This window comes from Pseudanabaena sp. UWO311, from assembly GCF_006937785.1.
Classification (GTDB): domain Bacteria; phylum Cyanobacteriota; class Cyanobacteriia; order Pseudanabaenales; family Pseudanabaenaceae; genus Pseudanabaena.
Map to the genome: position 1 here is coordinate 148,149 of NZ_SJEE01000002.1, position 26,373 is coordinate 174,521.

Sequence of the window (26,373 nt, forward strand, 5' to 3'; positions counted from 1 at the left end):
TAACCCTACTGCCCATAATGAGGTTATTTGTGTCGTTGAAATCTGTCGCATCCCGCCGTAAGTTTTTGTTGATGTCCGCCGTTCCCCTTGCGATCGCGCTGAAAGCCTGTCAAGGCAATCCCCCCGATCCCAAAGCACCACAGGCGACCGAAGGCGCAACCCCTGCAAAACCTAGCGCCACTGTCGATTCTGCTCAAATTTCCCTCTATGGCGCGGGTGCGACCTTCCCATCTTTCCTCTATCTGCGGTGGTTTAAAGATTACAACAAACAAAATCCTAATATCCAAATCAGCTATCAGCCCGTCGGCAGTGCCGCAGGAATTCAGCAATTTCTATCGGGAACAGTGGATTTTGGCGCTAGTGAACTGGCGCTAACCGATCAGGAATTGGCTCAAGTTACTCGCGGCGCAGCGATGATTCCCACGGCGGCGGGAAGCGTTGCCGTGGTTTACAACATTGCAGGAGTGCAGTCGGGACTGAAACTGTCGCGAAAAGTTCTGCCTGAGATCTTTTTAGGGAAGATTAAGAAATGGAACGATCCCGCGATCGCTTCTCTTAATCCCAATGTTACCCTTCCCGACCTCCCAATTACGGTAATCCATCGCTCCGATGGAAGCGGTACGACCGCAGCATTTACCGCCCACCTGAGTGCCACTAGTCCCGAATGGAAGAGCGAGGTGGGAACGGGGCTGAATGTGTCATGGAAGACTGGCACTGGCATCAAGGACAATGCGGGTATTAGCGCTCAAGTCCAGCAAGGGGAAGGTGTCATCGGCTATGTGGAATATGCGTTTGCTAAGCAGTTAAAACTTGCCACGGCTGCCCTAGAAAATAAATCGGGACAGTTCGCGCTACCGACTGAAGATGCAACTGCAAAGGCGATCGCCACAATCAAACTATCAGAAGATTTGCGCGGCTCCAATGCCGATCCTGATGCTGCGGATGCCTATCCCATCGTCACCTACAGTTGGGTGTTAGCCTATCAGCAATACGACGATCCGAAACAGGCTCAGGCTCTAAAGGATGTGCTGAGATGGGGCTTGACGCAGGGGCAAGCGATGGGCTTGGAATTAGGTTACGTTCCACTTCCAGAAGCGATCGTCAAAAAAGCGATCGCGGCTTTAGATAAAATCGGTAGCGGAAAGAAGTAAGCGATCAGATAAGTTTTCAGCACAGGTTCAGGGATTTTATACTGCATTTTGCTAGATAAAACTCTGTTCAGGCGCATTATCCTTCAAGCGTATAGTTATTACACTCATTGGTTGCATTATCTGACAAGTCGTATGATATTACCTGTATATAAGTATTTATACTGCCATTTGTAAGATAATTTATAGTTATGCAAACCAAATATGAGAGCATTGAAATGAAATCACCGCTGTCAATAATAAGTGACTTTGTTGTATTGAGTCCAGACAAGAAAGCGAATACCGAGCATTTTAATTCAGGTCTCTACGAGCGACTTAATGCAAAATATAATGGATTTGCAGGTCATGAACTCATATCGTGTCATGAATTTACGTCAGATTGGACAAGCTGGGAAGTTCATCCGTATGGTGACGAAATAGTTGTGCTTTTATCTGGAACTACTACTTTTCTCTTAAAAATTGAAGGGGATGAAGTTAGAGTAATTTTGTCATATCTGGGGCAATATGTAATCGTTCCAAAAGGTGTTTGGCACACAGCTAAAACCCAAGATTACGTAAAGTTACTGTTTATTACACCAGGGCAAGACACCCAAAATAAAGCCATTTAGTGCAGTGTGGGCATAACAAGTCTTTCAATACGCAAGGATCGCATTCAAGTAATGCATGACAAATCACTGCACTCGACCGTATGCTAAACTGCCCATGTCTTTCAAAGTCAGTGACAGCGGGTGATTTCAATCGTTATAACAAACCGAAAAACCCGTCAGAGTTATCGGTTTTCAACCAAGAATCTGCACTCAAAAATGATTTGTTTCATTGTTGAGTTTCGGGAAGTTATTGGACATATCAGCAAAAAATTATGAGTTGGCTATATTGGCGATCTCATAAGCTTGATGCACTTCTTAGCTTAAGACTGAGAGAACTTGATGGAAATAGGCGATCGCTTTTCAGGTTGTGCTGAGTGATATCAGTCGTAAAGTCCAAGCTAGATAGTTAATCCCAGAAATTTCAAATAATTTGTTCAGTGAGTAAAGTGCGATAGTTTTTTGATGCTAACGTGATTATTAGCATTTTTCTGTTTGATCTCAGTAAACCTGACTTAGCAATTTGTATGCACTACAAAACGCTCTACATCGTTGATGAATTTCGAGAAATTATTGGCGATCTTAAAGATTAAGAATTTGATAGGCGATCGATCGCCTATCACTATCATTAACCAAGTCGCGAAATTACTTGCACCTGTTTAGGCGATCTCATTATCCTTTAATATACTTAGCCCTAAGAATTCAAGCAAAATTGTAAAAAGTTACTGACTATGACAAACGATCCTATTGAGCAATCTGAACCTAGTGATGAAGTCCCTAAGATTGAATCTTCAATTATTCCATCTGAAGCAGATCAGAAGAAAGGAAGATGGGGCAAAGCATTTAGCGCGGTTTCTGGCGCTGCAGGAGCAGTTGGGAACGCAGTCGGTGGCGCTGCAGGAGCTGTTAGTGGCTCCATTGTTGTTGCAGGAGGTTCCATCGGTAATGCAGCAGGAGCAGTTGGCGACGCAGTTGGTGCGTTGACTAAAACAGTTGGCGGCGCAGTAGTTGGTGGCATTTCAACAGCAACCAGTGGAACAGGATATGCAATCAACGAGATCAGTAACAGTCTTTTGATGAAGAAAATTGCTCAAACCTTTAAGGCTGATTGGCTGCTGCAAATACTAGATCAAGTTGATGTTAACAATGCAGAAGCTGAGGTCAAGCGACTACAACAAAAACATCCTAACGATTCTCCCAATCAAATCTCCCAAAAAATCATCAAACAAAAGGCAGTATTTGCTGGTGCAACTGGATTTGCAACTTCTATTATACCTGGTGCGGCGGCAGTATTTTTCGCAGGTGATCTTATTGCTACAACTTCACTTCAAGCCGAGATGGTTTATCAAATTGCCAGTGCCTATGGAATGGATCTTAAAGATCCAACAAGGAAAGGTGAGATTGTCGCAGTATTTGGATTAGCTTTTGGTGGCAAAATGGCGATCAAAGCAGGATTAGGAATGCTCAGGAACATTCCGATTGCAGGCTCAGTTATTGCCGTAAGTTCCAATGCGGTCATTCTTTATACATTGGGGCAAGCTAGTTGCGCGTTTTATGAAGCAAAGCTCAACCCCGCCAACTTTGAGGAGCAGTTAGAAGCTATTCAAAAAGATAGCGAAGAAATCTTAAAAAGTGCAATTCCACAGGAAGAAATCATTGATCAAATTCTTGTTCATGTGATCTTGGCAGGAAATCAGGGTAGAAGTAAGGAAAATATTTTAACTGATTTGAGGTCAGCCAATCTCAAATCAGAATCTATCAATGCGATCGCAAAGCATATGGATTCACCGATTCCTCTTGATATTTTATTAAGCGATATCAAACCAGAGTTTGCATTATCCTTGTTTGTCCAATGTCAGAAATTCGCCATATTAGACGGTGTCATCACTCCTGAGGAATCAGAATTGCTCAGGATGATCGAGAAGAAATTGGTTTTTTAATTACCGAAAGTGTGACTACATTTTCGGTAATTAAAATAACATTAAACAGGAGTTGAAAAGCGGATTTTCAGATAGTCATCTTCCATTTTAGCACCAGCAGTTTGAAGAACCGATAGAGCCTGCGGTAACACCAAATTACGGCGATGATTACCTATACGAATATTCAGCTCATCACCAGTCTTGGATAGCTCAATCTTCTCTTTCGGTACTCCTGGTAAATACAATTCCAAACGATACTGCTTGTTCTCTTGGACTACACGCATCGTATTTTCCTTGTAATAGACCTGAGATGGATCTTCATTCCCGTATAGAGTCTCTTTTAGTCTTTCTAGGGCAGCAATTCCGCACATCTCTTCAGCATAGAGAGGAATCTCCTTGATTGGCAGAGGATGGAAATCGCGATGAATTTGTTCGCAATACTGCTTCTGATTGTCCTTCCAAGTCTTGAAAAAAGGATCTTGAACTTCCGCAGGAATGATGCGATTGGCAATCACCATATCAGTTGCTACATTGTAGAGACTGAGATAGGAATGCGCTCTCAAGGACTCATTGATCACCATCTTCTCTGGATTAGTCACCAGTCTGACCGTTGTGGTCGTATTGTCCGTGAGGATTTTTTCTAAAGCTTCCAGTTCTTCGTAAAACTCATAGGGCGCATCCATTACTTCTTTATTCGGCAAAGAGAAGCCAGTCACCTGCTTAAAAATTGGCTGAAATACAGGACTGAGAACTTGGGCAATCCCCTGCAAAGGTTTATAAAACTTCCGCATATACCAACCTGCAACCTCAGGTAGTGAGAGGAGTCGAAGAGCTGTTCCTGTGGGTGCAGAGTCAATTACTAATACGTCGTATTCCTTTTCGTCATAGTGACGTTTGACACGTACTAAACCAAAAATCTCATCCATCCCTGGCAAGATTGCTAATTCTTCAGCCTGAACTCCTTCCAGCCCCCTTGCTTGGAGAACTTCACTAATATAACGCTTGACTGCGCCCCAGTTACCTTCGAGTTCACGTAATGCGTCTAGCTCTGCCCCCCATAGATTTGGGCGAACTTCCTTGGGATCATGCCCCAATTCGACCATAAAGCTATCGGCAAGGGAGTGAGCAGGATCGGTACTCAAAACCAGAGTTTTATAACCCAATTCAGCACAGCGCAAACCTGTGGCTGCGGCGACAGAAGTTTTACCAACTCCGCCTTTTCCTGTCATTAAGATAATACGCATGGTCAATATGACTCGTCTTGTTTAAATTTTGATGAGACTAGGCTGAACATCGCTTTGCTCTATAAAGCCTAATAAATTTTGAATAAATAGATTGCTTTGCAAATCTTTACAATTGTTTCTCATTCTAACATCGATATCGCGATCGACTGAAGTGCTTTTGAAATGCTTCAGCGTTTAACCTTAGGATAAATATCAGTTTTGATGTAAATGCTTTTTCTACTTATTGGTTTTTTGGATTGTATACATGGTAATTTAGCCTGAAGCAAACTTAAATTAGCTTAGTTAATAGCTGTAAAGCTTTTACCTATATGACTCATCAACCAGAATCACCTATTAACTTAGAGCAACTTCACCAGATATCTGAGGGAGATATAGAGTTTGAGATTGAGGTTCTAAAGGTTTATGTTGAAGATATTTCTCAACGTTTAAACAAAATTAGAGCTGCGATCGTTGGCAATAAATGGGCTCAAATCATGGGAGAGGCTCATCACCTTAAAGGTGCTAGTAGCAATGTTGGTGCTTTTCAAGTGCAGGCTTTGGCACTACAGCTTGAAGACTTAAATCACTCGCAAGATTCAAAAAAAGCATTAGAGCTTATTGACGAAATGTTTTTGAAATTGAAAGAAGTTGAGCTATTCATAGCCAAAAAGTCAGCAGCTCTATCATCTTAGAGATATAAATCTTAGAAAAAAAACAAAAGACGGGTGGCGGTGCAAAGCACCGCCACCCGTCTTTTGTTTTACTGTGATTATTTTTTAGTTGCCAATATGCAAAAGGCTATAGCTGTATATGCTGTATATATTTTAGGTTTTAAAACCACAAAAAATCTATTGAACTTGTTATGTTTGAACACGTTCAATAGATTCTTTGTGTTTCGGATTTCAGTGATAAGGGTTGTAAACGTTTTGACAAATATCGTAGCCAAAGCGTTTTGCTATAACACTTACTGGGTTTGGTTTTTAATTCTCGAAAGCGTCGCCACAATTTTGTAAATTGGTGTTAGCTCTCTCTCAAACACAGAAAACTACAAATGAATTAGGATTGCTATATAGTTTTAATAACAATGCGCTTTATGTCCAGTAAACAATGGCGATCGCTTGCCAATATTTTTTTTGTCTGCCTAATTTGCCTTGGCATAACCTTCTCAAGTGCTTTTGCACTCAAAGTATCAGCGGCAACCGAACCTTCCTCATCTCAGATTGTTGAGCGCTTTGAAAACATTAAAAACAAAATGGCAAAACTCAGGTTTTGCTACAACGAAAGCTGTTTCTATCGCAACGTCACTAGTAAAGTTGTCCCCCCAACAAATAATAATCCCCACTATACTGCTGAAATCTCTGCGGCTGTAGAGCGTCCATCTTCAAGTCCAGATCTAGCAGATTATCATTTTGTTTATGTCAATGATCTCTGGCAGCTAGTCAAAGGTGAAGAGTTTACCGATGTTGCTGATTATGTATTTATAGGCGATCGCTATGAAATTTACAGCGTACACAATAGTCATACTTTGCGCGGTAATTTAGACAAAGCAAAGGAAGATGGCGGCATTAAATCAGGATATTTGCCCCTTTATTACGAAGTTTTAGATCGCGGCATTGAAAAACTATAAGGATATGAGATGCGGCGCGAAGCGCCGCATCTCATATCCTTATAAATAAAAAGCCTCGCATTGCGAGGCTTTTTATTTGAGGTAAACGATTACCGTTTCGAGTATTGAGGAGCTTTACGAGCTTTCTTAAGACCATACTTCTTACGTTCCTTACAACGGGGATCGCGAGTCATGTAGCCTTCAACCTTGAGAGGTTTACGATTTTCGGGAGCAAGTTCACACAATGCACGAGCAACACCTAAGCGGATTGCGTCAGCTTGACCAGTTACACCGCCACCATGAGCATTGACCAAAACATCGTACTCATTTTCCAAGCCCAAAGTTTCCAAAGGAGCTTTAACGCCAGCAATATATGTGGGGTTAAATTGCAAGTACAAATCTCCTGCTTTACCGTTGATTACGACTTTGCCTTCGCCTGGAACAAGACGGACACGGGCGATCGCTTTTTTACGACGACCAGTTCCCCAGTACACAGCACGATTTGAACGTTCAGTATCTGACATCGGTTATTTCTCCTACTTCTGAGATGGAATGGTATTGATTACCAAGGTTTCAGGCTGCTGTGCCTCATGAGGATGGCTAGCACCCTTGTAGACCTTGAGCTTGGTGAAAAGCTGGCGACCAAGAGTATTCTTAGGCAGCATACCCTTGATAGCATGTTCAAGAATACGTTCAGGAACGCGAGCGATTACCTTATCAAAGGTTTCTTCCTTCATCCCACCTGGGCGACCAGAATGTCTTCTGTATAACTTTTGGGTGGACTTTTTCCCAGTCACCTCAATTTTTTCGGCGTTGATGACAACGACAAAATCACCCGTATCTAGGTGGGGCGTATAGATGGGCTTATTTTTGCCGCGCAAGATAATCGCGATCGCGCTAGCAAGTCTTCCTAGGCGTTGACCTTCCGCATCAATGACATACCATTTGCGATCAGGATCTTTAGGTAAGTAGCTTTTATTGGGAGTAAGTGTAGTTGTAGTCATTAGTTTCTCTACAAACGAGATTTATCTATGAGATTTATCTGTGAAATATTTTCATGAAATATTTCTATCAAACTTGTAAGATTGCAGCACATTAGCCTTTAAACTTCAAACCAATGTAATTACATGGTTGTCATTTAAGCCTAATGTTTGCTTGCGCGATGCGAACTCAGCAAACGGATGATCAGCATAGCCGATCGCCAATAAGCATAGTCCTTGCGGTGGAGCGGCATACTTGACTTCAAGACGACGTTTTTCTTTCCATATGCTCGTAAAGGCTTCGATACTTAGACGAGAACGTCCAACATCGACTAATTGCCCTACTAACAAACGAATCATGCCGTACAAAAAGCCGCTTGCTTGGAATTCCACATGGACAAAATTTCCATCTCGCCAACATATAGCTTCTTGAAGCTCAAGACGACTATGAGGACGACTCGAACCAGCCCTCTGAAATGCTGCCATATCCTGTTCGCCTAACATTGGCTGTAAGGCTTGATGGATCAGCTTTTCATCAAGATGATCGTGGTAGTAGTGCCAGCTAAACGGCTTGACAAATAAATTCGGAATCGCAGCAGTGTAAATCGTGTAACGATAACGTCGCCATGTTGCCGAAAATCTTGCGTGCCAGTCAGCAGCCACTTCCGTAGAACCACAGATCAAGATGCCTTCGGGCAAATAACTGTTAAGTACCTTTGCCCAACGATGAGGAGGTATCAAACTTGACGTATCAAAATGGGCTACTTGAGCCGCAGCATGAACGCCAGTATCTGTCCTACCTGCACTATGCAAAACGGTTGCTTTTCCGCAAATCTTAGCGATCGCTTCTTCAATCGTTTGCTGCACACTGAGATGATTTGGCTGTCTTTGCCACCCGTAAAAATGAGTGCCTAGATATTGAATAACTAAAGCAATTCGACGGGGAGACTCAGAGTCAGCAGAGAACATCTTCAAGCCTCTTCAGGTCTTTTATACGAGTTGCAAGATTGCCATTTCAGCATTGTCACCGCGACGGCTTACCGTGCGGACAATACGTGTATAGCCACCATTGCGCTCAGCATAGCGATCTTTCGCTTGGGTGAACAACAAGTCAACCAAGGTAGTTACGCGCTCTTCTTCAGGTAATTGTTCTTGCTTGGTCTTGGTTTGAGGGCGATCGCTAACTGGTTCGCCATCTTTAACCGAAATATCGTATAAATAGGCGATCGCTTGACGACGAGCGTGAAGAGAGCCGTCTTTAGCCAAAGTGATCATGTGATCGACATTGGAACGAACAGCATCAGCCTTAGCTCTGGTTGTCTTAATTTCGCCTCTGAGGATTAGCTCAGTGGTCAAAGCCCGTAGGAGAGCTTTGCGCTGATCGGCAGCCTTGTTAAGCTGGGGGGTTTTACAACGGTGACGCATAGGTGTGTACTAGATGAATATGAAACCAAACTCTTTATGTAAAAGAGTTTAAAAGATAGCCTTTCTACAGAATTTTAGAAGCCTTGGACTCAGTTAAGGTTAAACCAAGATGCTGTTTGAGGGCATCCATAACTTCCTCAGCCGACTTTTGCCCAAAGTTTTTGATTTCCAGTAAATCGTCTTGGGTATATTCCAACAAATCAGCAACAGTGTTAATCTGTGCTCGTTTGAGGCAGTTGTATGCTCTGACTGACAGTTGCAATTCTTCAATGTGAATTTGCTTAGTCTCATCTTGCTCATCACGTTCTTGAGGCAGTGAGGGCGCAAGAGTGATTTCTTGCAAGGGTGAGAACAAATTCACTAATACGCTAGCGGCTTGGCTAAGCGCTTCTTGAGGCGTAATGCTGCCGTTTGTCCAAATATCAATTAAGAGACTCTCTTTATTGATCGCATCACCGATCCGAGCGTCCTTAATCTCATATTTGACCTTGCGCACAGGCATAAACACAGCGTCGATCTTGAGCGTATCAATAGGAGAACTATGGTCTTCCTTAGAACGATCTACCGAACGATAGCCTTTACCACGCTCAATCGTAAGTTCCATCTCCAATGTTGCACCTTCACTAAGAGTGGCGATGTATTGGTTAGGATTAACAATCTCGATATCCGATGGCAAAGAATGAAAACTGGTAGCCGTAACTAGCTTTGGACCGCGCTCTACCAAACGGATGATCTGTGGTGCTGAGCTATAAGACTTCAGCACTAGCTCCTTAAGGTTGAGCATCAAATCCAAAACGTCTTCCCGTACGCCAGGAATCGTCGCAAATTCATGGTTGACACCAGCAATGCGAACAGCAGTGACGGCCGCACCCTCAAGATTGGAGAGCAATACCCGTCTGAGCGCATTTCCAATGGTAATGCCTTGCCCCCGATCTAGTGGTTCCAGAACAAATTGGCTGTACTGGCTATTGTCTTTTTCTGTGTGGGATGCAACGCACTCAACCTGAAACTGTGCCATATTTGTACCGACTTAGTCTGCAAGAGTAAACGAAAATCAAAGGTGAAATTAGAGAATTGAAAAATTACGAATTACGAATTACGAATTTTTTACAGTTTTATTGTTTTAATTCGTAATTTCTAATTCGTAATTGATTACACACGTCTGCGTTTTGGAGGACGGCAGCCATTGTGAGGGATTGGGGTAATGTCACGAATGAGGGTGATCTCTAGACCAGCAGCTTGCAAAGCTCTCACTGCGGTTTCGCGGCCAGATCCAGGACCTGTAACCATTACTTCAACTTGACGCATTCCTTGTTCCATTGCTCTTCTAGCAGCGGATTCAGCCGCAGTTTGCGCTGCAAATGGAGTGCCTTTCTTTGCGCCTTTAAAGCCGCTAGCACCAGCCGAAGACCAAGAGATGACATCACCTACGGTGTCTGCGATCGTGACGATAGTGTTGTTAAAAGTAGACTGGATGTAAGCGACTCCATTAGGGACATTGCGCTTATTCTTACGTGCGCCAGTTCTACGAGTTGTTTGACGAGCCATTGTTTCGTATTAATCCTTAACTTACTTCTTACCTGGAGCCTTCTTCTTACCTGCGACAGTACGACGACCGCCACGGCGTGTACGCGCATTGGTGCGAGTACGTTGTCCACGGACAGGAAGCCCCATACGATGTCTACGACCTCTGTAGCAACCGATGTCTACTAGGCGTTTGATGCTTAAACCTTCGAGACGACGCAGATCGCCTTCAACTTGAAAGTTGGATTCTACCTCTTGACGCAAAGTTGTTACTTCAGGATCAGTAAGTTCTTTAACCCGTGTATCAGGGTTTATTTTGGTAGCTGCTAAGATTTTTTTGGCGCTAGTTAGACCGATTCCGTATATGTACGTTAGTCCTATTTCGATGCGCTTGTCACGCGGAAGGTCTACTCCTGCAATGCGAGCCACTATAAGTCTCCCAATTTGTTGTCAGTTTTCAATGTTATGTTTGCCCTAAAAGCACTTGCTGATCATCCTTTTCAGGAATCTCGTCAGCAACTTTTTGGGCGGATGGCTGTACAACACGATCTTCGCGAGAGCATTAGTTCTATGCAGTGGGTTAGCTACAATCGACAGAAGCAAATTACGAAGACGTAATATTTTACAGCGAACTCTATAATATATTGACAATGGCAACTTCTGTCAATATTTTTTAGAACTGATTAAGATTATTCCTAAATTGCTAGTAATTTGCAAAGATGAATTATAGATGACAGCTAGTTGTCCCGATCGCTGTCTATGGATGCAACTCCAGAGATCGGACGATAGTTGTAATTAGCGATCGATGGTGAGGCATTGGGCATATTGCTGGGCGATTGAGGTCGCGATATTTTCATGATATCTTCTTTGATTGCTTCAAGATCAACATAGCGATCGGCAACGTTAATCAAATGGTCGCTGGTCATTGATCTCAGACTGACAACCTCAACGCGAACACCTCGATAGCTTGCTGCGTCAACTGCGTAGGCAAGATCCCCATCACCGCTTACCAGTACAGCCGTGTCATAGGAGCCGATTAGGGCCATCATATCCACAGCAATTTCAACATCAAGGTTGGCTTTTTTGGAGCCATCAGGTAGCTGTACAAGTTCTTTAGAAATGACTCGATAGCCATTACGACGCATCCACAACAGGAACCCTTGTTGCTTTTCATTAGTGCGATCAACACCTGTGTAGAAGAAGGCTCGTAATAACCGCGAGCCATCGGTAAGACATAATAGCAACTTGGTATAATCGATTTCGATCCCCAGTTGGAGAGCGGCATAGAAAAGGTTGGAGCCATCAATGAAAATAGCAACTCGCCCTCGATTTTCTAAAATCTGATCCGCTTTAAAGCCCGAATCTTGCTCAAAAGGTAACATGTTTTTTCCTATAGAACGTTTATTATCTAGTGCCGTGGGATGAAGCTTTGGTATTAGCATTGATACTTAAAACCGTCCTAAGTGTTTACCTAATTCGTTTACCTAATTCAGAAGAACCTCTTAAAACTTTTTAATAAACTGTCGCGTAGTTTATTTATGACTAACGACGGAGGTTAAAAGTAATCTTTAAAATAAGAAAGTTAGCCTTATCCCAAGGATATTAAAAAAAATGAATTTACAATAAATATAAAGTGAATTTAAAAATATAAAGCGACTTTTTATAATAAAGCGATAATAATAAACAATTTATCACTATGACTTAACAAATATTATACACCATAAGTAAATATACTCAGAGGAGTAGGCTTTAGTGGTTTTAAGAGTCAAAAGATTCGAAATTTAATCATTGAAAATTAATAAGCAAAATGGATAAAACCTAAGTAGTTTCAATACGTTGGAAGATCGGTGTTGGGTTTGATAAGGGATGATTTGCTTGTAGTATTCCCCAATTTGTATGACTCCAATCAGGTGGAGAAGCTTCATCAAAATTTAATCCCAATTGCTGATAAGCTGCAATACTCAGGTGAGGGGTGATCGGCGAAAGTAGATAAACAGCAATCCGTACAGACTCGAGAAGGGTATATAAAGTTTCATTAACTTCTTTTTGTTTGCCAGCTTTAAACTGTTTCCAAGGAGTAGTTTCATCAATTAATTTGTTGCAATTCCAGATTAGCTCAAGAATTTTTTCGCACGCTGCCCGAAAGTTGAGATTTTGATAATCAATTGCTACGCGATCGCCTAAAGATGTAGCTTGGTCGATAATGGGTCGGATTAGGTCGGAAAATTCAGTGCGAACACTAGGATCATAGGTAGGTATAGTTTGCTGACAATATTTGTTTGCCATACCAAGACTACGATTGAGTAAATTGCCAAGACTATTAGCGAGATCAGCATTGACGATCGCAATAAACCTCTCTTCGTTAAAGTCGCCATCTTTGCCAAACTCAATTTCTCTGAGGAAATAGTAGCGAATTGGGTCTGCACCATAGCGTTCAACAAGATCGTAGGGATCAATGGTGTTGCCCAAGGTTTTCCCCATTTTTTGTCCATCTTTTGTCAGCAAACCATGACCAAAAACTCGCTTTGGCAGAGGCAATCCTGCCGACATGAGCATCGCTGGCCAGTAAATTGCATGAAACCGAAGGATGTCCTTACCAATAATATGTAAATTGAAGGGATACCAATATTTGAGGGCATTTTCGAGGGTCGGCTCATCATCAGGATCGAGCAAAGCAGTGACATAACCAAGCAAAGCATCGAACCAAACATAAATTGTATGGGTGGGATCGGTGGGGATCGGGAATCCCCAATCAAGATTGACACGGGAAATTGAGAAATCCTGTAACCCTTGCTTCATAAAGCCAAGAACTTCATTGCGGCGACTCTCGGGTTGAATAAAGTCAGGGTTATCTACTTGAAATTGATCAAGTGCGTCTTGATACTTGGAGAGACGAAAGAAATAGTTTGGTTCATCACGCCATTCGCAGACTACATTGGTATGGATCGGACAATGATGGCTTTCGGGGAGTTCGCGCTCTTCTTTAAATTCTTCGCAAGCAACGCAATACCAACCTTTTTGCTGATTTAAGTAAATATCACCTGCATCATAAACTCGTTGAAAAAATTCATTAACGATCGCTTGATGTTTGGGTGCAGTGGTGCGTGTAAAGCTGTCGAAGCGAATATTAAACTTTTCCCAAAGTGAATAAAACTCGGCAACGGTGCGATCGCAATGCTCTTGAGGTAATAAATTATTTTTTTCGGCAGTGCGCTGAATCTTTTGTCCATGTTCATCAGTACCTGTCACAAACATGACAGGATGTCCTTTGAGGCGATAGAACCGTGCAAAAGCGTCGGCAGCGATTGTGGGGTAGGCACTACCAATATGTGGGCGATCGTTGACGTAAAAAAGTGGTGTGGTTAAAGCGATCGGTTCTAGGGACATAGAAGACTCAATTCAGGACTAATACCATTTTGCAAAAGAATGGCAGCAAATGTAACATTAAACCCAAAAATTATCGGCGGCACAAAGTGCGGCCGTTAGTGTGGGGTTTTGATAATCTGGGTGCAATGAAAAATTTAGAATTACATCAAATTTGGATGGATCGGGCGATCGCACTCGCCAAAGATGCAGGGGCGGCGGGAGAAATACCTGTGGGGGCAGTAATTGTGAATAGTCTGGGAGAGGCGATCGCGACTGGCGTAAATCGCAAAGAGCGCGATCAAGATCCTACTGCCCATGCGGAAATTGTGGCAATTCGTGAGGCAGCGCGGGGATGGAAAGATTGGCATTTGAACGGATGCACATTATATGTGACTTTAGAGCCTTGTCCGATGTGTGCGGGGGCAATTTTGCAAGCGCGGGTCAATACTTTGGTCTATGGTGCTGATGAACCGAAGGCAGGAGCCATTCGCACAGTAGCAAATTTGCCCGATAGTCCTGTTTCCTTTCATAAATTGGAGGTGATCGCGGGTGTTCGCGAACGAGAATGTCAGGAATTATTACTTACTTGGTTTGAAAATCTTCGCCGTTATACCGAATCATAAAACTGTGGGTTTGGGGCTTTGCCCCAAACCCACAGTTTTATGATGGGAGCTGTTTCAAAATTTGCAACACAGATTTGTTTTTCTACGAGTTGTCTTACACTCGAAAATAATTAATTTCAGCTCCAACTTTAATACCAATAAGTTTTAAAGTTGTCAGCAAGATAAAAGCCATTACAAAAGACTTAATTGTTTTGGTGCTTTGCATTGGAATAAAAGATCTTGAAGTTAGTTAATCCTCAATTTGCTGTAACTAAACGTTAGAGAAAATAATCATGTTCAATACTATTATCGGCAAACAAGTGCTGCTAAAAAGCCGCAATTTATTAATATCTAATGGGATATTAATGGCAGCTTTGATAGGCATTGCAGGTTGGCAGTATCGCTACTTGTATAACTTTGCTCTTGGACCTTTTCCAGTTGATGTAAAAAAATTAGAGGAGATAAAATCCCTCGATGATAGTTTGCAACAGTTTATTACAGTCAAGGGGAATGCAATCGATGATACTGGTGTTCAACAAATTACCAAAAGAGTGCGTCGTAGCACTGGTCAAACTGTTAGTGAGTCTGTGTCTGCTAAGTATCAAACGCTGAAACTAAACAAACGCATTCTTTTGGTGAAGTCTGGAGTCAGTGCCAACAGCACTCAAGTTACTGGTGGTCTGTCAGATATTTCCAGCGAAGTTAAAAGTAGAATTGTCGATCCAATTGAATCTCAGAGTTCTACACTCAAGGGAACATTTCTGCCATTTATTCTGGATACAGGTGATTATCGTGCTGTTGGTTATTTTGCCTTGCTATTTGGAGTGCCGATCTCATTATTTAGCCTGTGGAAAATCATATCCGCAATACGCTGGCGATCGAATCTTGGCAATCACCCAATTAGCAAGCGTCTAGCAAAGCTGGGTGATTGGCAAACTCTGATCCAAGAAATAGATACAGAGGCAAGTTCAGGAATTAATACGATTACGATTGGGAATAACCAACTAACTCGCTCTTGGCTACTACAGCTTAAGAACGTTGACATGAACGCAATTAAAATCGACCAGTTAGTTTGGGCTTACAAAAAGGTGACTTCTACTAAGTATGGCAAATTTTATAGTGTGGCATTGCACGATCGCCAAGGCAAAGAGTATGCCTGTCCTTGTCCAAATGAGAATGATGTAGAGTTGCTGTTAAAAGAACTTTTTGCTCGCTTTCCTTATTTAATATTGGGCTATAGTGATGACCTAAAAAAATTGTGGAAGCGAGAACGGCAAAAAATGCTCGAGTCCGTCGATCAAGCTTGGCAAGCACAAGTTTAAAATTCCACAAAAAAACCGCATTTTGTGCGGTTTTTTTGTGGCGATTATTTGCTACACAGCATATTGATCTGATCGACAATCTCACTTTCCTTCTTTGATGCGTTTTCCAAATCTTGCTTAGCTTTATTCATCGCATTGGGATCTTTAGCCTCGGATGCTTTGACTTGACCCTTTAAAGCTTGAGACGTATCCCCATAAACTCCTGATAATTGTGTTTGCAATTCTTTAAGCTTTGCATCTTGAACTGCGATCGCTTGAATTTCTGTACGAATTTGATCAATATTTGAGGCTAATGGCACAAAGCCAGCAATATCCTTAGGAATTGCCAGAGCAGTGGTTTTGTTGGCAATAGTAACAACTTTGTTACATTGGGAAATTTTACTTTCTCCACAACCATGGAGAACAAGTCCGATGGTCAAGACAGTAGCTCCAAGGGCAGCACGACGATTGAAACGAGTTGGCAAACGATCCGACAAGTGCTTGGGAAATTGCGTTTGAAGTTGCATTTGGTAATTGCCGATAGTCCAAGATGATTATTCTAGTGTCTAAAAATTCTAAAATGTTTTAGTTGATTAAGCTAATAACAGAGATGTGAATTATGTCCGACAATCGCAGAAGTCGTGCAATTACCGAAGGCGTTCAGCGATCGCCTAACCGCGCTATGTTACGCGCTGTTGGTTTCCAAGACTCAGATTTTACTAAACCTATTGTCGGTGTGGCAAGCGCCCACAGCACAATTACCCCTTGCAATATGGGGATTGCACCTTTAGCAATCCGCGCTGAAGCAGGAATTCGCGCTGCTAATGGGATGCCCCAAGTTTTTGGCACGATCACGATCAGTGATGGGATCTCCATGGGAACTGAGGGGATGAAATATTCACTTGTGTCCCGTGATGTGATTGCAGACTCAATCGAAACTGCTTGCACTGGTCAGAGTATGGATGGCGTTTTGGCGATCGGGGGCTGTGACAAGAATATGCCAGGGGCGATGATCGCAATGGCAAGAATGAACATTCCCGCTTTATTTGTCTATGGTGGCACAATTGAACCTGGACATCTTGATGGTGAAGATTTGACTGTAGTTAGTTCTTTTGAAGCCGTTGGTCAATATAGTGCTGGTCGAATTGACGAAGTCAGACTCAACTCAGTTGAGCGCAATGCTTGTCCTGGAGCTGGCTCCTGTGGTGGCATGTATACCGCTAACACCATGTCTTCAGCATTTGAAGCCATGGGCATGAGCTTGATGTATTCCTCGACCATGTCGGCTGTTGCACCCGAAAAAGCCGCTAATACCGAGCTGGCTGGCACTGTTTTAGTCAACGCGATTCGCAATAATTTGTTACCCCGTGACATCATCACCCGTAAATCGATTGAAAATGCGATTTCTGTGGTCATGGCAGTAGGCGGCTCGACGAACGCGGTCTTGCACTTTTTAGCGATCGCCTATTCCGCAGGTGTGGAGTGGAACCTTGATGACTTCGAGCGTATCCGTGAGAATGTTCCTGTTCTCTGCGACCTCAAGCCATCGGGGCGTTACGTTGCAACTGACCTCCATAAAGCAGGGGGGATCCCTCAGGTGATGAAAATGCTCTTAACTCATGGATTACTTCATGGCGACTGCATCACGATCACAGGGCAAACTGTCGAAGAGCTTCTCAAAGATATTCCTGCTGAACCTCGTGCCGATCAAGATGTTATCCGTCCTTGGGATCGTCCTATGTACAAACAAGGACATCTCTCGATTCTCAGAGGAAACCTTGCCTTAGAAGGGGCAGTCGCAAAAATCTCTGGTGTCAAGAATCCAATCATTACTGGCCCAGCCCGTGTTTTTGAATCGGAAGAAGATTGTCTTGGGGCAATTCTCGCTAACAAGATTAATTCTGGGGATGTATTAGTAATTCGCTACGAGGGACCAAAGGGTGGACCCGGTATGCGTGAAATGCTTGCGCCAACCAGTGCGATTATTGGCGCTGGTTTGGGTGATTCTGTTGCTCTGATTACGGATGGGCGTTTCTCTGGCGGTACTTATGGAATGGTGGTTGGGCATGTTGCACCTGAAGCTTTTGTGGGTGGTGCGATCGCCTTAGTAAATGAAGGCGATTCCATCACGATTGATGCACATCAGCGCTTGATTCAACTCAATGTCAGCGATGAGGAACTGACTACTCGTCGTGCGAATTGGAAACCTCCTGCTCCTCGATATACCAAAGGAGTTTTGGCAAAATACGCCAAACTGGTTTCGACAAGCAGTAAAGGTGCTGTGACTGACTTAGACTTGTTCTAATAGAAATAAAGATTTGCGGCGCTTCGCGCCGCTAATCTTTATTTTCCACTCCAACATCCATCGATTTGAGCGACACCTCCAAATTCGCTCATTTGCAGCGAAGTCATAAAATATGCCCAAGCAAAGCCAAGAGAATTCCCTTCCAAATCAAAAACTTCTATCTCATAGCGATTATATAAATTCTCAGAAGTAGCGCGATCGCACTGATAATCTTCTAATTGATCTAGTGAGTTCAAAATGCTGACATTAGGAAATGAGAGTAAATATCCATGAATTTGCCGATCTCCTAAAATCATCGCAGGATAACCCATCGGCAGCGCAAACAATTCACCATAGGCGATCGCCTGTTGTACAGAGATCTCTTTGCCAGCACAATATTGGTCGTAATTAGCTTCATTTGGCTTGAGCGTGCCATAGACGAAAACATGGCATAGATTGGGTGTAGGGATATTGGCGATCATGATCTTTATTTTGTTACTTGTTTGAGCGAAGTTACCTCCGCTTCTACTTTATGCTGATGCGATCGCACCTCAATCAGAGTTAGAATCAGCGCTAACATAGAATGTAATCGCCGCATAGAAGATTATTAATAGGAAGCAGCATCGATGAGTAATGACAAAGATAGTTTTAAAGACAAATTTGCCTTTAAAGTCGAGGGATTTGAGTCTCTGGTAGATGATGTCAAGCAGTTACTCAATCTCGATCAACTCATCGATCTTGCCCAAAAATTAGACGAGAAGCAAAAATCTGGCGAAATTCATACCGAGGTAAATGTTACTTCGCGCCCCTTATCAAGTATTCCCCGACGAGGTAATATTCCTCGATCGCCGCGTGCCGCAACTACATCAGGTGGAGATCGCGAAGTTACATCTCCTCATGTCGTCAAACCTGAGCCGCCAAAAGATATTTCTCCCAACGAAAAACCTCTAGCGATCGCTGAACTAGTGGGTGGCTTAGGTGATACCTTAGCGCAATTACGCGATTTAGTCGAAATTCCTCTCAAGCGTCCCGATGTCTTAGCAAAATTGGGGCTAGAACCACCCAAGGGCGTATTACTAGTTGGTCCCCCTGGGACAGGTAAAACCCTCACGGCGAGATCGTTAGCCAATGTGTTGGGTGTAAATTACATTGCGATCGTTGGGCCAGAAATCATTAGTAAATACTATGGAGAAGCAGAAACTCGCCTAAGACAGGTTTTTGAGAAGGCTGTAAAATCTTCACCCTGTTTGATTTTTATCGATGAGATTGATGCTCTCGTTCCCAATCGCGCAAATGTAGAAGGAGAAGTTGAGAAGCGACTAGTTGCGCAGTTATTAGGCTTAATGGATGGATTTGCGGAAACTAAAGGCGTGATTGTGCTAGCAGCCACCAATCGTCCAGATGCGATCGATCCTGCTCTGCGTCGTCCCGGTAGATTCGATCGTGAAATTATTTTCCCAATCCCCGATCGCAAAGCCCGTCGTGAAATCTTAGAAATTCATACGCGATCAATGCCTTTGACTAGTGATGTTGATTTGGAGGATATCGCCGATCGTGCCTATGGCTATGTAGGAGCTGATATTAAAGGATTGTGCCAAGTGGCGGCAACTAATGCTCTGCGTCGGCAGGTGACAAGTGTTGCCGATATTCCTGATCATCTAGATGTGAATCGTGATGATTTTGAATTTGCGCTCAAGCAAGTTCAACCCGCTGTGTTGCGATCGCTGCAAATTCAAGTTCCCAAAGTCCAGTGGTCAGAAATTGGTGGACTTACCAAGATTAAACAAACCCTTCAAGAAGCCGTAGCAGGTGCTTTGGTTGATCCCGCTCTATATGCCCATACTCACGCCAAGGCTCCACGAGGCGTGCTGCTCTATGGACCCCCAGGAACTGGCAAAACTCTACTCGCCAAGGCGATCGCTACTCAAGCCCAAGCTAATTTCATTTCTGTTGCAGGTTCCGAACTAATGACAAAATGGGTCGGTGCTTCCGAACAATCAATCAGACAGTTATTTTCCCAAGCAAGGCTGGCTGCTCCCTGCGTGATTTTTATTGATGAAATCGATACGCTTGCACCTGCAAGAGGAAGCTATCAAGGCGATAGCGGCGTAAGCGATCGCGTAATTGGTCAGTTACTTACAGAACTTGACGGCTTGCAATCTGCTGAGGGACTATTAGTAATTGGCGCAACCAATCGCCGCGAGTCGATCGATCCTGCGCTATTGCGATCTGGTCGCATTGAGCTGCATATGATGGTGGATTTACCCGATCGCGATAGTCGGAGTTCAATTTTAGAAGTGCATAACCGCGATCGCCCCCTTGCAGAAAATCTCAATTTAGAGGGTTGGGCAGAACATACAGACAATTGGAACGGAGCCGATCTCGCCTTCCTGAGCAACCGCGCCGCCATTTTTGCTATTCGTCGTCATCAGCGAGATGGTTCTAATCTGATTGAAAATCTGCGAATTACAAATGAGGATTTTGAACAAGCTTTGTCAGAAATTCAAGAACAACGCAGTTAAATCAAAATAAAACCTAAGGATACAATGCCCCCTGGTTTATTTAGTATTCAAACACCCAAATTGCCCAACCTTTTTTAATGACTGTAATCACATAGGCAGCCGAAAGACGATTCGTTATTTTTTCTACTTCTGACCAGTCAAAGCTAGCACGAAATAGGCTATAAGTGGAATTGTTGTAGGTAATCGCCGCTACAGGCTTATCCAAATCTTCAACCTTAATATGGTGATATCGAACTTCCGCAGGTGTAATCACAAAATTTGACTTTTTACCCCCCAAACGAAATAGCTCATCTTCATCTAAAGTAGCGTTTTCATTTTTGGTATCTTTCATAGAGACATTTAGGCATTTGTAGGTATTTCCCTATTTTAACTAAATAAAGCTCAAAAAAACCAAAAGAGAGTGGTGGCGCGATGTACTGCAACTCTCTTTTAATAAAAATCTGAGGTTGATTCTTGTAGTTCAGTCATCGCCTTCTGCACATCGATCGCTATTTGTACAGTCGCATCAAAAATCCGCCCATATTCCTTCGCACGATTATTGATCTGGATGGCTTCAAATGCATTTAAATCAATATCAAACCGATCAGGATGAAAGTCTGGATGTTCGCGTAAAATCCGTTCAGTTTTTAATGCTCGCACAATATCATTGCGCGTCATTCTCAAAGCTGCGATCGCTGATTCTCTCGACTCTAATTTAATCGGATTTCCTGCATCTTGTAGCTGATCAAATACATCAATATCGCAGATGGTTTTATTGCATTTATCAACTTCCTTAAATAGGCGCAAAATAACTGATGGAATACCTCTTTGTCGATGAGCATTTTTTGACTTTCGCCATTGTTGAACTATTAATCTGATCAGCAATAAAGCCAAAAGCCCACTAGCGATCGCAAATCCAAGACATAGTAAAACTATACCTAATGGTGCTCCTGTTAAGACATATAGTGAAAAAATAGCTGCGCCTAAAGAAACACAAAAGAAAAGTACAGTTACTTCGACAAATTCGATTGCTAAACTCACTGCCCCCAATGTCAACCCTAGCAAAAAGATAATTCCCGCGATCCTTAATGGCGGTACAAAAATACTAGCAAATGAGATAAAGTTAATCCCAGAAATTCCCAATGCGATTACACGCTGGATCTTGATCTGTCGCGGGGTTAAATCCATTGATGGCAAAATCTGTTGGCGATTAAACCCTGTCAACTGCAATAGTTCCGCTTCCGAAATTAATAACCGTTCCAGATCGGCTCTCATAATTGTCGCCATAATTACTATTTTCAGAACAGGCAAGGGGCTAAATTTAGCCCCTTATTCAGCCTTTGTAAAACCCTTGCTCAGTAGGTTTTTACACAGATTGAACTTTAGCCTAGGAGATGAATATTACTAAAAGTAATTTCATAGTTTTTGGTATTGCCTTGCTCGTTAGATTGAACGATTTGCTTGGTCATCACATAGTAATTACCCAATTTTTCGTATATATCTTCAAAACGAGCTTGACGAACAATCTCATCATTCATCGGATTACGGAATACTGCCGTATAGAGAGAAGAAATATAACCTTCGCCAGTGTCTAAATGTCCAAGATGATTAATCACGAAGCCAATACGTCCCATGACGCGACTGACCATTGAGATCTCTTTGCCACGTACTTTGTAGTTTGATCCCATCGAATCACCAGTAACCAAGATTTCTACGGCTCCTGACTCATCGGCTGCACCAAGGTTAAACGCTGATTTACCGTGAGCTTCTTCAAAGGTTTTGCGCTTGCGATGGGTTACTACATCGCGCAATTGGTTGTATAGCCATTCTTGACCCTCATCCACAGAAACCGTCTTTTCTTCGCCGCTAGGGGTGCGGGTGGTGCGATCAATTAGTTGTGGCTCATCCATGCTCACTTCGACGGATAGATCTGGCTTAATACTTACCTTGCCAGTGCGGGCTACGCCATCGATTGCTACGGAGACATCGGCAGTTAATCCTGGGAAATTGCTGTCCCATGTATAACGGTTTTCGTAAGCAGCCTGAAATAGATCACGGGCGCTAGTATCGGATTTGGTATCGGGGACTGTGGTAACCATTTTTTGTTAAAGGTAATTAAGTAAGGTATTGAGTATCTTCAATATTTTACTTTCTGCTAGCCTTGAAAAAATGACATTTTTAGGAGCAATGAGTTGCAGCGCAATGAGCTGTGCATTATTTCTATACCAATTCACAAAAGTGAGACGACACTTTTGTGCTTTTAAAACCAAACTTAGTAAAGGTTTTAAAAGCACAAAATGGCTACGCCATTTTGTGCTTTGGTGTTAGTTGCCTGGGGTGGGTTTGAGCGTAAATAAGAAGTCTAAGCGGGTTGTCTTGGCATCAACATTCGTGGATGTAACGGCAATGCCATTAATTGCATCTAGCACAGAACGAATTTCAGTAAAACTAGGATTTGACTTCACCTCAGGCGGTAAAAGGCGATCGGCAAGGGAGAGAGCGGTAGTCATATTCAGATAGAAATAACCGCCATTAGACTTAGGAATATCTGTAGTTAGAATTTTGAAAGAACTACTTTCAGGCAAATTTTTAGCAGGCTTAGGAACAAAGGTATCGGCAAGATCGCCCATAGACCAAAAAACAAAATTATTATCTAAAGTGCCGCGAGTAGCCACATTGGTATTGCCGATCGCCCAAGCAATTACCGATTTATCACCAATTTGTTTGGGTTTTAGATCAACTCCTTTGGGCAATAACCCTCCAGAATTTACTTGTGCGACCTTATCGATTTTGTCAAGCGCGGTTTTGGCAGCATTCTGATCACTAGCTTGGGCGATCGCAACAAATCCAAACCCAGGATTTGCCAAAATGCCCTGATTGTTGGGGATAGCCGCGATCGCAAATTCACCGTTCATCCATTTGAGAATATCTTGGTCGAGATCAAGCTTCGTACTATCTTTTACAGACTTACGAATCTGCTCGATCAGCTGAGCGGAACTAGCATTTCCTTTGGCTTGGAGAACTAGCGATTGCCAAGACTGATAAAGATTTACTCCCGAAACCAACAAGAAAGTTTCCTGTGGTAAGAGACTTAGAACCTTCGCATCGTTATTAGCTAGGGGATTAGAATTATCATTTTTGAGATAAGTATTAATCTCAAAACGCAAGCCTTCTTTTTGCGTACCGCCTGTCAAAGTCATTGCATCCAGTTCTCGCTTTGACTGCGCGATCGCTGCTTCGTTAAGATTAAGATTAGCCTGAGAGCCAATAAACTCTAGGGCAACATCGCCATCTAGATAAACCTGTAGTAATGGCTCTACAACTTTGGTTTGATTGGTAGCGCCATAAATTTTGGCAAAAATTGGCTTCTTCGCAAGGGACGGATTGCTGCCTTTATAGGTGTCAATCGCCTGTTGGATCAAGAGCGGACTAGTGGCGATCGCCACATATTGCCCACCAATATCAGCGGTCACCACACTGTTATTGGGATCTTTTGTGGGGGACTCGTAATAGGTAACATCTTTGTACTGCTTGGCGGTAAAATTTGCGCCTTGTTGTGTCAAAGCCCCACGATATTTTGACAAAAAAGCCTCGGACTTACTGCGATCGCGGGTTGGGGCAATGACTAAGGTTGCCGCAGGCGCTTGTGGTTGCGCGGCATTAGGCACAAGCGCTGTAATGATGTACCCCTCTAACCAAGGTTGCACATCGCGACTATATTCAGTTTTGCTCTGGACTAATAACGAATTTAGAGGAGATTTGGTAAGCCCTTCACCAATCAGTTTTTGTGAGGCGGGCGTACCAAATTGGGCTAGTTTATTCCAAGGCTCAGACTTAGTATTAAAAGCCATCACCACTTGAGCCTCTTGGGGGATCGCCGCTGCCGCACCCAAAATGCCTTTAATTGATTGTGATCGCTGATTAAAATAGAAATAAGCACCCCCAGCCCCTGCGGCAATCACAGCCGCACCAATGCCGATATACATCAGTATTGGTGATTGTTTTTGTTTAGCAGATTTATTGGGTTTAGATGACTTCGACATGGGTATGGAATAAACCTAAAAGTTGCAAGATGTTGAGCGCCAAGTCTCAATCAAGATACTACAGAATCGGGCATAAATAATCAGAGCGCCAATCGCCATATAAAAATAATTTCTGATAAAATCTACTCTTATATATATTTTTATAGCTATAACCACTTATGTTAAGACAAAAGCAAACCAAAAAAGAGAGTTGTGGCACTTCGCGCCGCAACTCTCTTTTTGGGTTTGCTTTTGTCATAGTTAAAAATCAAAATCAATTTAATTACAAGAGTTGATCGGTGAAAATCAAAAAAACGATTTGACAATGATAATTGCTGTATTCTTTTGAATATAGTTTTGCAGAAAATGAATTTTTAATAGCGAGCAAGCTTTTGATTAGCAAACTCATCTTGACTTTAAAAACATGGATTTTTCATGTTTAAAGCTAAAAAACTCAACTTTATTTAAAACGTATAGATGACACATGGATACAGATAATCTAGCCGTTTATAGCCTCGTTGAACAGTTGCGAGGCTATGGGCGCAAGCAGTTTACTGGCAAGCTGGAACTACATAGTGTCAAAGATTACAAATGGAGCATCTACTACTGTCATGGTCGGTTGGTGTGGGCTGCGGGGGGAGTGCATCATCATCGGCGTTGGCGCAGGCTGATTAGTAAGTACAAGCTACAGATAGATTTTAATAAAATCTCTTTCCGCACAATCGAGGAAATTAGACTATGGGATTACCATGTACTGGTAATCCTGATGAAAAGAATGGTTTTAAGTCGTGAGCAAATCACGCCTATTATTGAGGGTTTTGTTCACGAAGTATTGTTTGACATCATCCAATGTGCAGCTAATGAAAAGATTACTTACTATTGTGATTTTGAGGATGAGATTACGCCAGTGATTTCACTGATCCATGCAGAACATGCGATTGATTATGCCCATCAAGAATGGTTAACATGGCGAAAAGCTGGAATTGCCGATTTTTCGCCAAATCTTGCACCTTGGATTAAGCGCCCTTCCCAACTGAAGGAAGAAGCTTCAGAACTCACTTACAAAACGCTGATCACAATTCTTGATGGTAGGCGATCGCTGAGAGAGCTATCGACTTGGATGAAGAAAGACTTACTGAACCTTGTGCAGTCGCTAATGGCATATTACCATCGTGGCATGATCGGGCTAGTGGAAGTTGCCGATATTGAATCTCCCATTGCGGGGCTTTCTCCAAGTGAATCTTTAAGAAATGAATCGACTCAGTTGCCAGACAGTAGCCAGAATCAGAAAAAAACAGACCTGATGGCACGTCCTCTCATAGCCTGCGTCGATGACAGCAATCAGGTTTGTGCCACTATTGAACAGATAGTTTCAGGATTTGGATTTGGTTTTCTGGGAATTCGAGACCCTATCAATGTATTGCCATTACTAGTTGAACTCAAGCCAGAGATGGTTATTTTAGATTTAGTGATGCCTGTTGTTGGTGGTTATGAACTCTGCACCCAAATCCGTCGCATACCAGAGTTTAAGGATACGCCGATCCTAATTTTGACTAGTAATGACACTTTTGTTGATCGGATTAGATCAAAATTTGTGGGTGCAACAGCCTTTATATCGAAAACGTCTGGGAACGACAAAATTGGCAAGCAAATCCAGAGATATTTACTTCCTTTTAATAAAGATAAAGATCCAGAAGAAGTATCTCCAAATGACTCGTTAGAATCTCCTAGTTACAGCAATTCTCGATCAAACGAACCGCAATAGATTTATTAGTTGCAAAACAACCCTTTTAATAAATCTATTCGTTCTAATTTGAGCTAAAAATACCGTAGGACGGACAACGTTTCGAGAGATCAATCAAATCTATTTTTGTAAAGATAGAAAACT

Annotated in this window: 27 protein-coding genes; 11 read left to right on the top strand and 16 right to left on the bottom strand. The window is 42.7% G+C overall.

Translation table 11 applies throughout. The annotated features are described in order from the left end of the window. The first annotated feature begins 29 nt into the window (after nt 1-29). The 3 genes from pstS (at nt 30) to PseudUWO311_RS02470 (ending at nt 3,672) form a co-directional block, all read left to right on the top strand. Nucleotides 30-1,151, top strand: a complete 1,122-nt coding sequence (pstS, locus tag PseudUWO311_RS02460) for a phosphate ABC transporter substrate-binding protein PstS (protein ID WP_223807419.1) — start codon at nt 30-32, stop codon at nt 1,149-1,151. Between the two features lie 188 nt (nt 1,152-1,339). After that, nucleotides 1,340-1,756 carry a cupin domain-containing protein gene (locus PseudUWO311_RS02465; protein WP_142653508.1) on the top strand — a complete coding sequence of 139 codons (417 nt, stop codon included), beginning with the start codon at nt 1,340-1,342 and terminating at the stop codon, nt 1,754-1,756. Between the two features lie 707 nt (nt 1,757-2,463). Further along, nucleotides 2,464-3,672, top strand: coding sequence for an EcsC family protein (locus tag PseudUWO311_RS02470; protein WP_142653509.1), 1,209 nt, complete (start codon nt 2,464-2,466; stop codon nt 3,670-3,672). A 41-nt stretch (nt 3,673-3,713) separates the two neighbouring features. Here the strand turns inward: PseudUWO311_RS02470 and PseudUWO311_RS02475 are convergent, their stop codons facing one another. Continuing rightward, a complete protein-coding gene (locus PseudUWO311_RS02475; RefSeq protein WP_142653510.1) occupies nt 3,714-4,895 on the bottom strand; it encodes a TRC40/GET3/ArsA family transport-energizing ATPase in 1,182 nt (393 codons plus the stop codon). A 308-nt stretch (nt 4,896-5,203) separates the two neighbouring features. Here PseudUWO311_RS02475 and PseudUWO311_RS02480 point away from each other — a divergent pair, with 308 nt between their 5' ends. Both PseudUWO311_RS02480 and PseudUWO311_RS02485 read left to right on the top strand, forming a co-directional pair. After that, a complete protein-coding gene (locus PseudUWO311_RS02480) occupies nt 5,204-5,566 on the top strand; it encodes an Hpt domain-containing protein (RefSeq protein ID WP_142653511.1) in 363 nt (120 codons plus the stop codon). Between the two features lie 401 nt (nt 5,567-5,967). Beyond that, a complete protein-coding gene (locus tag PseudUWO311_RS02485; RefSeq protein WP_142653512.1) occupies nt 5,968-6,501 on the top strand; it encodes a hypothetical protein in 534 nt (177 codons plus the stop codon). Nucleotides 6,502-6,590: 89 nt separating this feature from the next. On the opposite strand, the gene rpsI is transcribed toward PseudUWO311_RS02485, so the two are convergent. The 7 genes from rpsI to rpsM form a co-directional block, all read right to left on the bottom strand. Beyond that, nucleotides 6,591-7,004: a 30S ribosomal protein S9 gene (gene rpsI, locus PseudUWO311_RS02490; RefSeq protein ID WP_103669333.1), complete on the bottom strand. Its 414-nt coding sequence runs from the start codon at nt 7,002-7,004 to the stop codon at nt 6,591-6,593. Between the two features lie 12 nt (nt 7,005-7,016). Next, nucleotides 7,017-7,484 (bottom strand): 50S ribosomal protein L13, encoded by a 468-nt coding sequence (rplM, locus tag PseudUWO311_RS02495; protein ID WP_142653513.1) that lies wholly within the window; start codon nt 7,482-7,484, stop codon nt 7,017-7,019. Nucleotides 7,485-7,589: 105 nt separating this feature from the next. Further along, nucleotides 7,590-8,429, bottom strand: coding sequence for a tRNA pseudouridine(38-40) synthase TruA (gene truA / locus PseudUWO311_RS02500; protein WP_142653514.1), 840 nt, complete (start codon nt 8,427-8,429; stop codon nt 7,590-7,592). 21 nt (nt 8,430-8,450) lie between these two features. After that, the gene (gene rplQ, locus PseudUWO311_RS02505) at nt 8,451-8,885 is read right to left on the bottom strand and encodes a 50S ribosomal protein L17 (protein WP_103669336.1); all 435 of its coding nucleotides are present in this window, start codon (nt 8,883-8,885) and stop codon (nt 8,451-8,453) included. 64 nt (nt 8,886-8,949) lie between these two features. Continuing rightward, the gene (locus PseudUWO311_RS02510; protein ID WP_103669337.1) at nt 8,950-9,903 is read right to left on the bottom strand and encodes a DNA-directed RNA polymerase subunit alpha; all 954 of its coding nucleotides are present in this window, start codon (nt 9,901-9,903) and stop codon (nt 8,950-8,952) included. A 134-nt stretch (nt 9,904-10,037) separates the two neighbouring features. Beyond that, the gene (gene rpsK / locus PseudUWO311_RS02515; RefSeq protein ID WP_009628986.1) at nt 10,038-10,433 is read right to left on the bottom strand and encodes a 30S ribosomal protein S11; all 396 of its coding nucleotides are present in this window, start codon (nt 10,431-10,433) and stop codon (nt 10,038-10,040) included. 21 nt (nt 10,434-10,454) lie between these two features. After that, complete coding sequence (gene rpsM / locus PseudUWO311_RS02520) at nt 10,455-10,838, bottom strand: 30S ribosomal protein S13 (protein ID WP_009628987.1); 384 nt, start codon at nt 10,836-10,838, stop codon at nt 10,455-10,457. Nucleotides 10,839-10,874: 36 nt separating this feature from the next. On the opposite strand from rpsM, the gene PseudUWO311_RS23870 reads away from it, so the two are divergent. Further along, on the top strand, nt 10,875-11,027 hold the full coding sequence (locus PseudUWO311_RS23870; RefSeq protein WP_190303367.1) for a hypothetical protein: 153 nt from the start codon (nt 10,875-10,877) through the stop codon (nt 11,025-11,027). 119 nt (nt 11,028-11,146) lie between these two features. On the opposite strand, the gene PseudUWO311_RS02525 is transcribed toward PseudUWO311_RS23870, so the two are convergent. Both PseudUWO311_RS02525 and metG read right to left on the bottom strand, forming a co-directional pair. Continuing rightward, a complete protein-coding gene (locus tag PseudUWO311_RS02525) occupies nt 11,147-11,791 on the bottom strand; it encodes an NYN domain-containing protein (protein ID WP_142653515.1) in 645 nt (214 codons plus the stop codon). Between the two features lie 436 nt (nt 11,792-12,227). Further along, nucleotides 12,228-13,796, bottom strand: coding sequence for a methionine--tRNA ligase (metG, locus tag PseudUWO311_RS02530; protein WP_142653516.1), 1,569 nt, complete (start codon nt 13,794-13,796; stop codon nt 12,228-12,230). A gap of 125 nt (nt 13,797-13,921) precedes the next feature. Here metG and PseudUWO311_RS02535 point away from each other — a divergent pair, with 125 nt between their 5' ends. Both PseudUWO311_RS02535 and PseudUWO311_RS02540 read left to right on the top strand, forming a co-directional pair. Then, nucleotides 13,922-14,398, top strand: coding sequence for a nucleoside deaminase (locus PseudUWO311_RS02535; RefSeq protein WP_190303368.1), 477 nt, complete (start codon nt 13,922-13,924; stop codon nt 14,396-14,398). A 272-nt stretch (nt 14,399-14,670) separates the two neighbouring features. After that, nucleotides 14,671-15,699 (top strand): DUF6709 family protein, encoded by a 1,029-nt coding sequence (locus PseudUWO311_RS02540; RefSeq protein WP_142653517.1) that lies wholly within the window; start codon nt 14,671-14,673, stop codon nt 15,697-15,699. 44 nt (nt 15,700-15,743) lie between these two features. Here PseudUWO311_RS02540 and PseudUWO311_RS02545 read toward each other — a convergent pair whose 3' ends face one another. Beyond that, entirely contained in the window at nt 15,744-16,205 is a 462-nt protein-coding gene (locus tag PseudUWO311_RS02545; RefSeq protein WP_142653518.1) for a hypothetical protein, read from the bottom strand. 92 nt (nt 16,206-16,297) lie between these two features. On the opposite strand from PseudUWO311_RS02545, the gene ilvD reads away from it, so the two are divergent. Beyond that, nucleotides 16,298-17,983 carry a dihydroxy-acid dehydratase gene (gene ilvD, locus PseudUWO311_RS02550; RefSeq protein WP_142653519.1) on the top strand — a complete coding sequence of 562 codons (1,686 nt, stop codon included), beginning with the start codon at nt 16,298-16,300 and terminating at the stop codon, nt 17,981-17,983. Nucleotides 17,984-18,021: 38 nt separating this feature from the next. Here ilvD and PseudUWO311_RS02555 read toward each other — a convergent pair whose 3' ends face one another. Then, nucleotides 18,022-18,444, bottom strand: coding sequence for a gamma-glutamylcyclotransferase (locus PseudUWO311_RS02555; protein ID WP_142653520.1), 423 nt, complete (start codon nt 18,442-18,444; stop codon nt 18,022-18,024). A gap of 144 nt (nt 18,445-18,588) precedes the next feature. Here PseudUWO311_RS02555 and PseudUWO311_RS02560 point away from each other — a divergent pair, with 144 nt between their 5' ends. After that, nucleotides 18,589-20,484: an AAA family ATPase gene (locus tag PseudUWO311_RS02560; RefSeq protein ID WP_142653521.1), complete on the top strand. Its 1,896-nt coding sequence runs from the start codon at nt 18,589-18,591 to the stop codon at nt 20,482-20,484. 40 nt (nt 20,485-20,524) lie between these two features. On the opposite strand, the gene PseudUWO311_RS02565 is transcribed toward PseudUWO311_RS02560, so the two are convergent. From PseudUWO311_RS02565 to PseudUWO311_RS02580, 4 genes are all read right to left on the bottom strand, one after another. Further along, on the bottom strand, nt 20,525-20,815 hold the full coding sequence (locus PseudUWO311_RS02565) for a hypothetical protein (RefSeq protein WP_142653522.1): 291 nt from the start codon (nt 20,813-20,815) through the stop codon (nt 20,525-20,527). A gap of 98 nt (nt 20,816-20,913) precedes the next feature. Then, nucleotides 20,914-21,750, bottom strand: a complete 837-nt coding sequence (locus PseudUWO311_RS02570; RefSeq protein WP_142653523.1) for a hypothetical protein — start codon at nt 21,748-21,750, stop codon at nt 20,914-20,916. 95 nt (nt 21,751-21,845) lie between these two features. Continuing rightward, a complete protein-coding gene (locus tag PseudUWO311_RS02575; RefSeq protein WP_142653524.1) occupies nt 21,846-22,562 on the bottom strand; it encodes a DUF3386 domain-containing protein in 717 nt (238 codons plus the stop codon). 225 nt (nt 22,563-22,787) lie between these two features. Next, nucleotides 22,788-24,506 carry a DUF3352 domain-containing protein gene (locus tag PseudUWO311_RS02580; RefSeq protein ID WP_223807420.1) on the bottom strand — a complete coding sequence of 573 codons (1,719 nt, stop codon included), beginning with the start codon at nt 24,504-24,506 and terminating at the stop codon, nt 22,788-22,790. A 463-nt stretch (nt 24,507-24,969) separates the two neighbouring features. On the opposite strand from PseudUWO311_RS02580, the gene PseudUWO311_RS02590 reads away from it, so the two are divergent. Next, nucleotides 24,970-26,250, top strand: a complete 1,281-nt coding sequence (locus PseudUWO311_RS02590) for a response regulator (protein WP_142653526.1) — start codon at nt 24,970-24,972, stop codon at nt 26,248-26,250. Nucleotides 26,251-26,373: the final 123 nt, after the last annotated feature.

Bases quoted from the DNA above. Each gene is read 5' to 3' on its own strand.
- PseudUWO311_RS02465 (WP_142653508.1), top strand. From the start codon at position 1,340: ATGCAAACCAAATATGAGAGCATTGAAATGAAATCACCGCTGTCAATA.
- PseudUWO311_RS02470 (WP_142653509.1), top strand. From the start codon at position 2,464: ATGACAAACGATCCTATTGAGCAATCTGAACCTAGTGATGAAGTCCCT.
- PseudUWO311_RS02475 (WP_142653510.1), bottom strand. From the start codon at position 4,895: ATGCGTATTATCTTAATGACAGGAAAAGGCGGAGTTGGTAAAACTTCT.
- PseudUWO311_RS02480 (WP_142653511.1), top strand. From the start codon at position 5,204: ATGACTCATCAACCAGAATCACCTATTAACTTAGAGCAACTTCACCAG.
- PseudUWO311_RS02485 (WP_142653512.1), top strand. From the start codon at position 5,968: ATGTCCAGTAAACAATGGCGATCGCTTGCCAATATTTTTTTTGTCTGC.
- rpsI (WP_103669333.1), bottom strand. From the start codon at position 7,004: ATGTCAGATACTGAACGTTCAAATCGTGCTGTGTACTGGGGAACTGGT.
- rplM (WP_142653513.1), bottom strand. From the start codon at position 7,484: ATGACTACAACTACACTTACTCCCAATAAAAGCTACTTACCTAAAGAT.
- truA (WP_142653514.1), bottom strand. From the start codon at position 8,429: ATGTTCTCTGCTGACTCTGAGTCTCCCCGTCGAATTGCTTTAGTTATT.
- rplQ (WP_103669336.1), bottom strand. From the start codon at position 8,885: ATGCGTCACCGTTGTAAAACCCCCCAGCTTAACAAGGCTGCCGATCAG.
- PseudUWO311_RS02510 (WP_103669337.1), bottom strand. From the start codon at position 9,903: ATGGCACAGTTTCAGGTTGAGTGCGTTGCATCCCACACAGAAAAAGAC.
- rpsK (WP_009628986.1), bottom strand. From the start codon at position 10,433: ATGGCTCGTCAAACAACTCGTAGAACTGGCGCACGTAAGAATAAGCGC.
- PseudUWO311_RS23870 (WP_190303367.1), top strand. From the start codon at position 10,875: ATGTTTGCCCTAAAAGCACTTGCTGATCATCCTTTTCAGGAATCTCGT.
- PseudUWO311_RS02525 (WP_142653515.1), bottom strand. From the start codon at position 11,791: ATGTTACCTTTTGAGCAAGATTCGGGCTTTAAAGCGGATCAGATTTTA.
- metG (WP_142653516.1), bottom strand. From the start codon at position 13,796: ATGTCCCTAGAACCGATCGCTTTAACCACACCACTTTTTTACGTCAAC.
- PseudUWO311_RS02535 (WP_190303368.1), top strand. From the start codon at position 13,922: ATGAAAAATTTAGAATTACATCAAATTTGGATGGATCGGGCGATCGCA.
- PseudUWO311_RS02540 (WP_142653517.1), top strand. From the start codon at position 14,671: ATGTTCAATACTATTATCGGCAAACAAGTGCTGCTAAAAAGCCGCAAT.
- PseudUWO311_RS02545 (WP_142653518.1), bottom strand. From the start codon at position 16,205: ATGCAACTTCAAACGCAATTTCCCAAGCACTTGTCGGATCGTTTGCCA.
- ilvD (WP_142653519.1), top strand. From the start codon at position 16,298: ATGTCCGACAATCGCAGAAGTCGTGCAATTACCGAAGGCGTTCAGCGA.
- PseudUWO311_RS02555 (WP_142653520.1), bottom strand. From the start codon at position 18,444: ATGATCGCCAATATCCCTACACCCAATCTATGCCATGTTTTCGTCTAT.
- PseudUWO311_RS02560 (WP_142653521.1), top strand. From the start codon at position 18,589: ATGAGTAATGACAAAGATAGTTTTAAAGACAAATTTGCCTTTAAAGTC.
- PseudUWO311_RS02565 (WP_142653522.1), bottom strand. From the start codon at position 20,815: ATGAAAGATACCAAAAATGAAAACGCTACTTTAGATGAAGATGAGCTA.
- PseudUWO311_RS02570 (WP_142653523.1), bottom strand. From the start codon at position 21,750: ATGGCGACAATTATGAGAGCCGATCTGGAACGGTTATTAATTTCGGAA.
- PseudUWO311_RS02575 (WP_142653524.1), bottom strand. From the start codon at position 22,562: ATGGTTACCACAGTCCCCGATACCAAATCCGATACTAGCGCCCGTGAT.
- PseudUWO311_RS02580 (WP_223807420.1), bottom strand. From the start codon at position 24,506: ATGTCGAAGTCATCTAAACCCAATAAATCTGCTAAACAAAAACAATCA.
- PseudUWO311_RS02590 (WP_142653526.1), top strand. From the start codon at position 24,970: ATGGATACAGATAATCTAGCCGTTTATAGCCTCGTTGAACAGTTGCGA.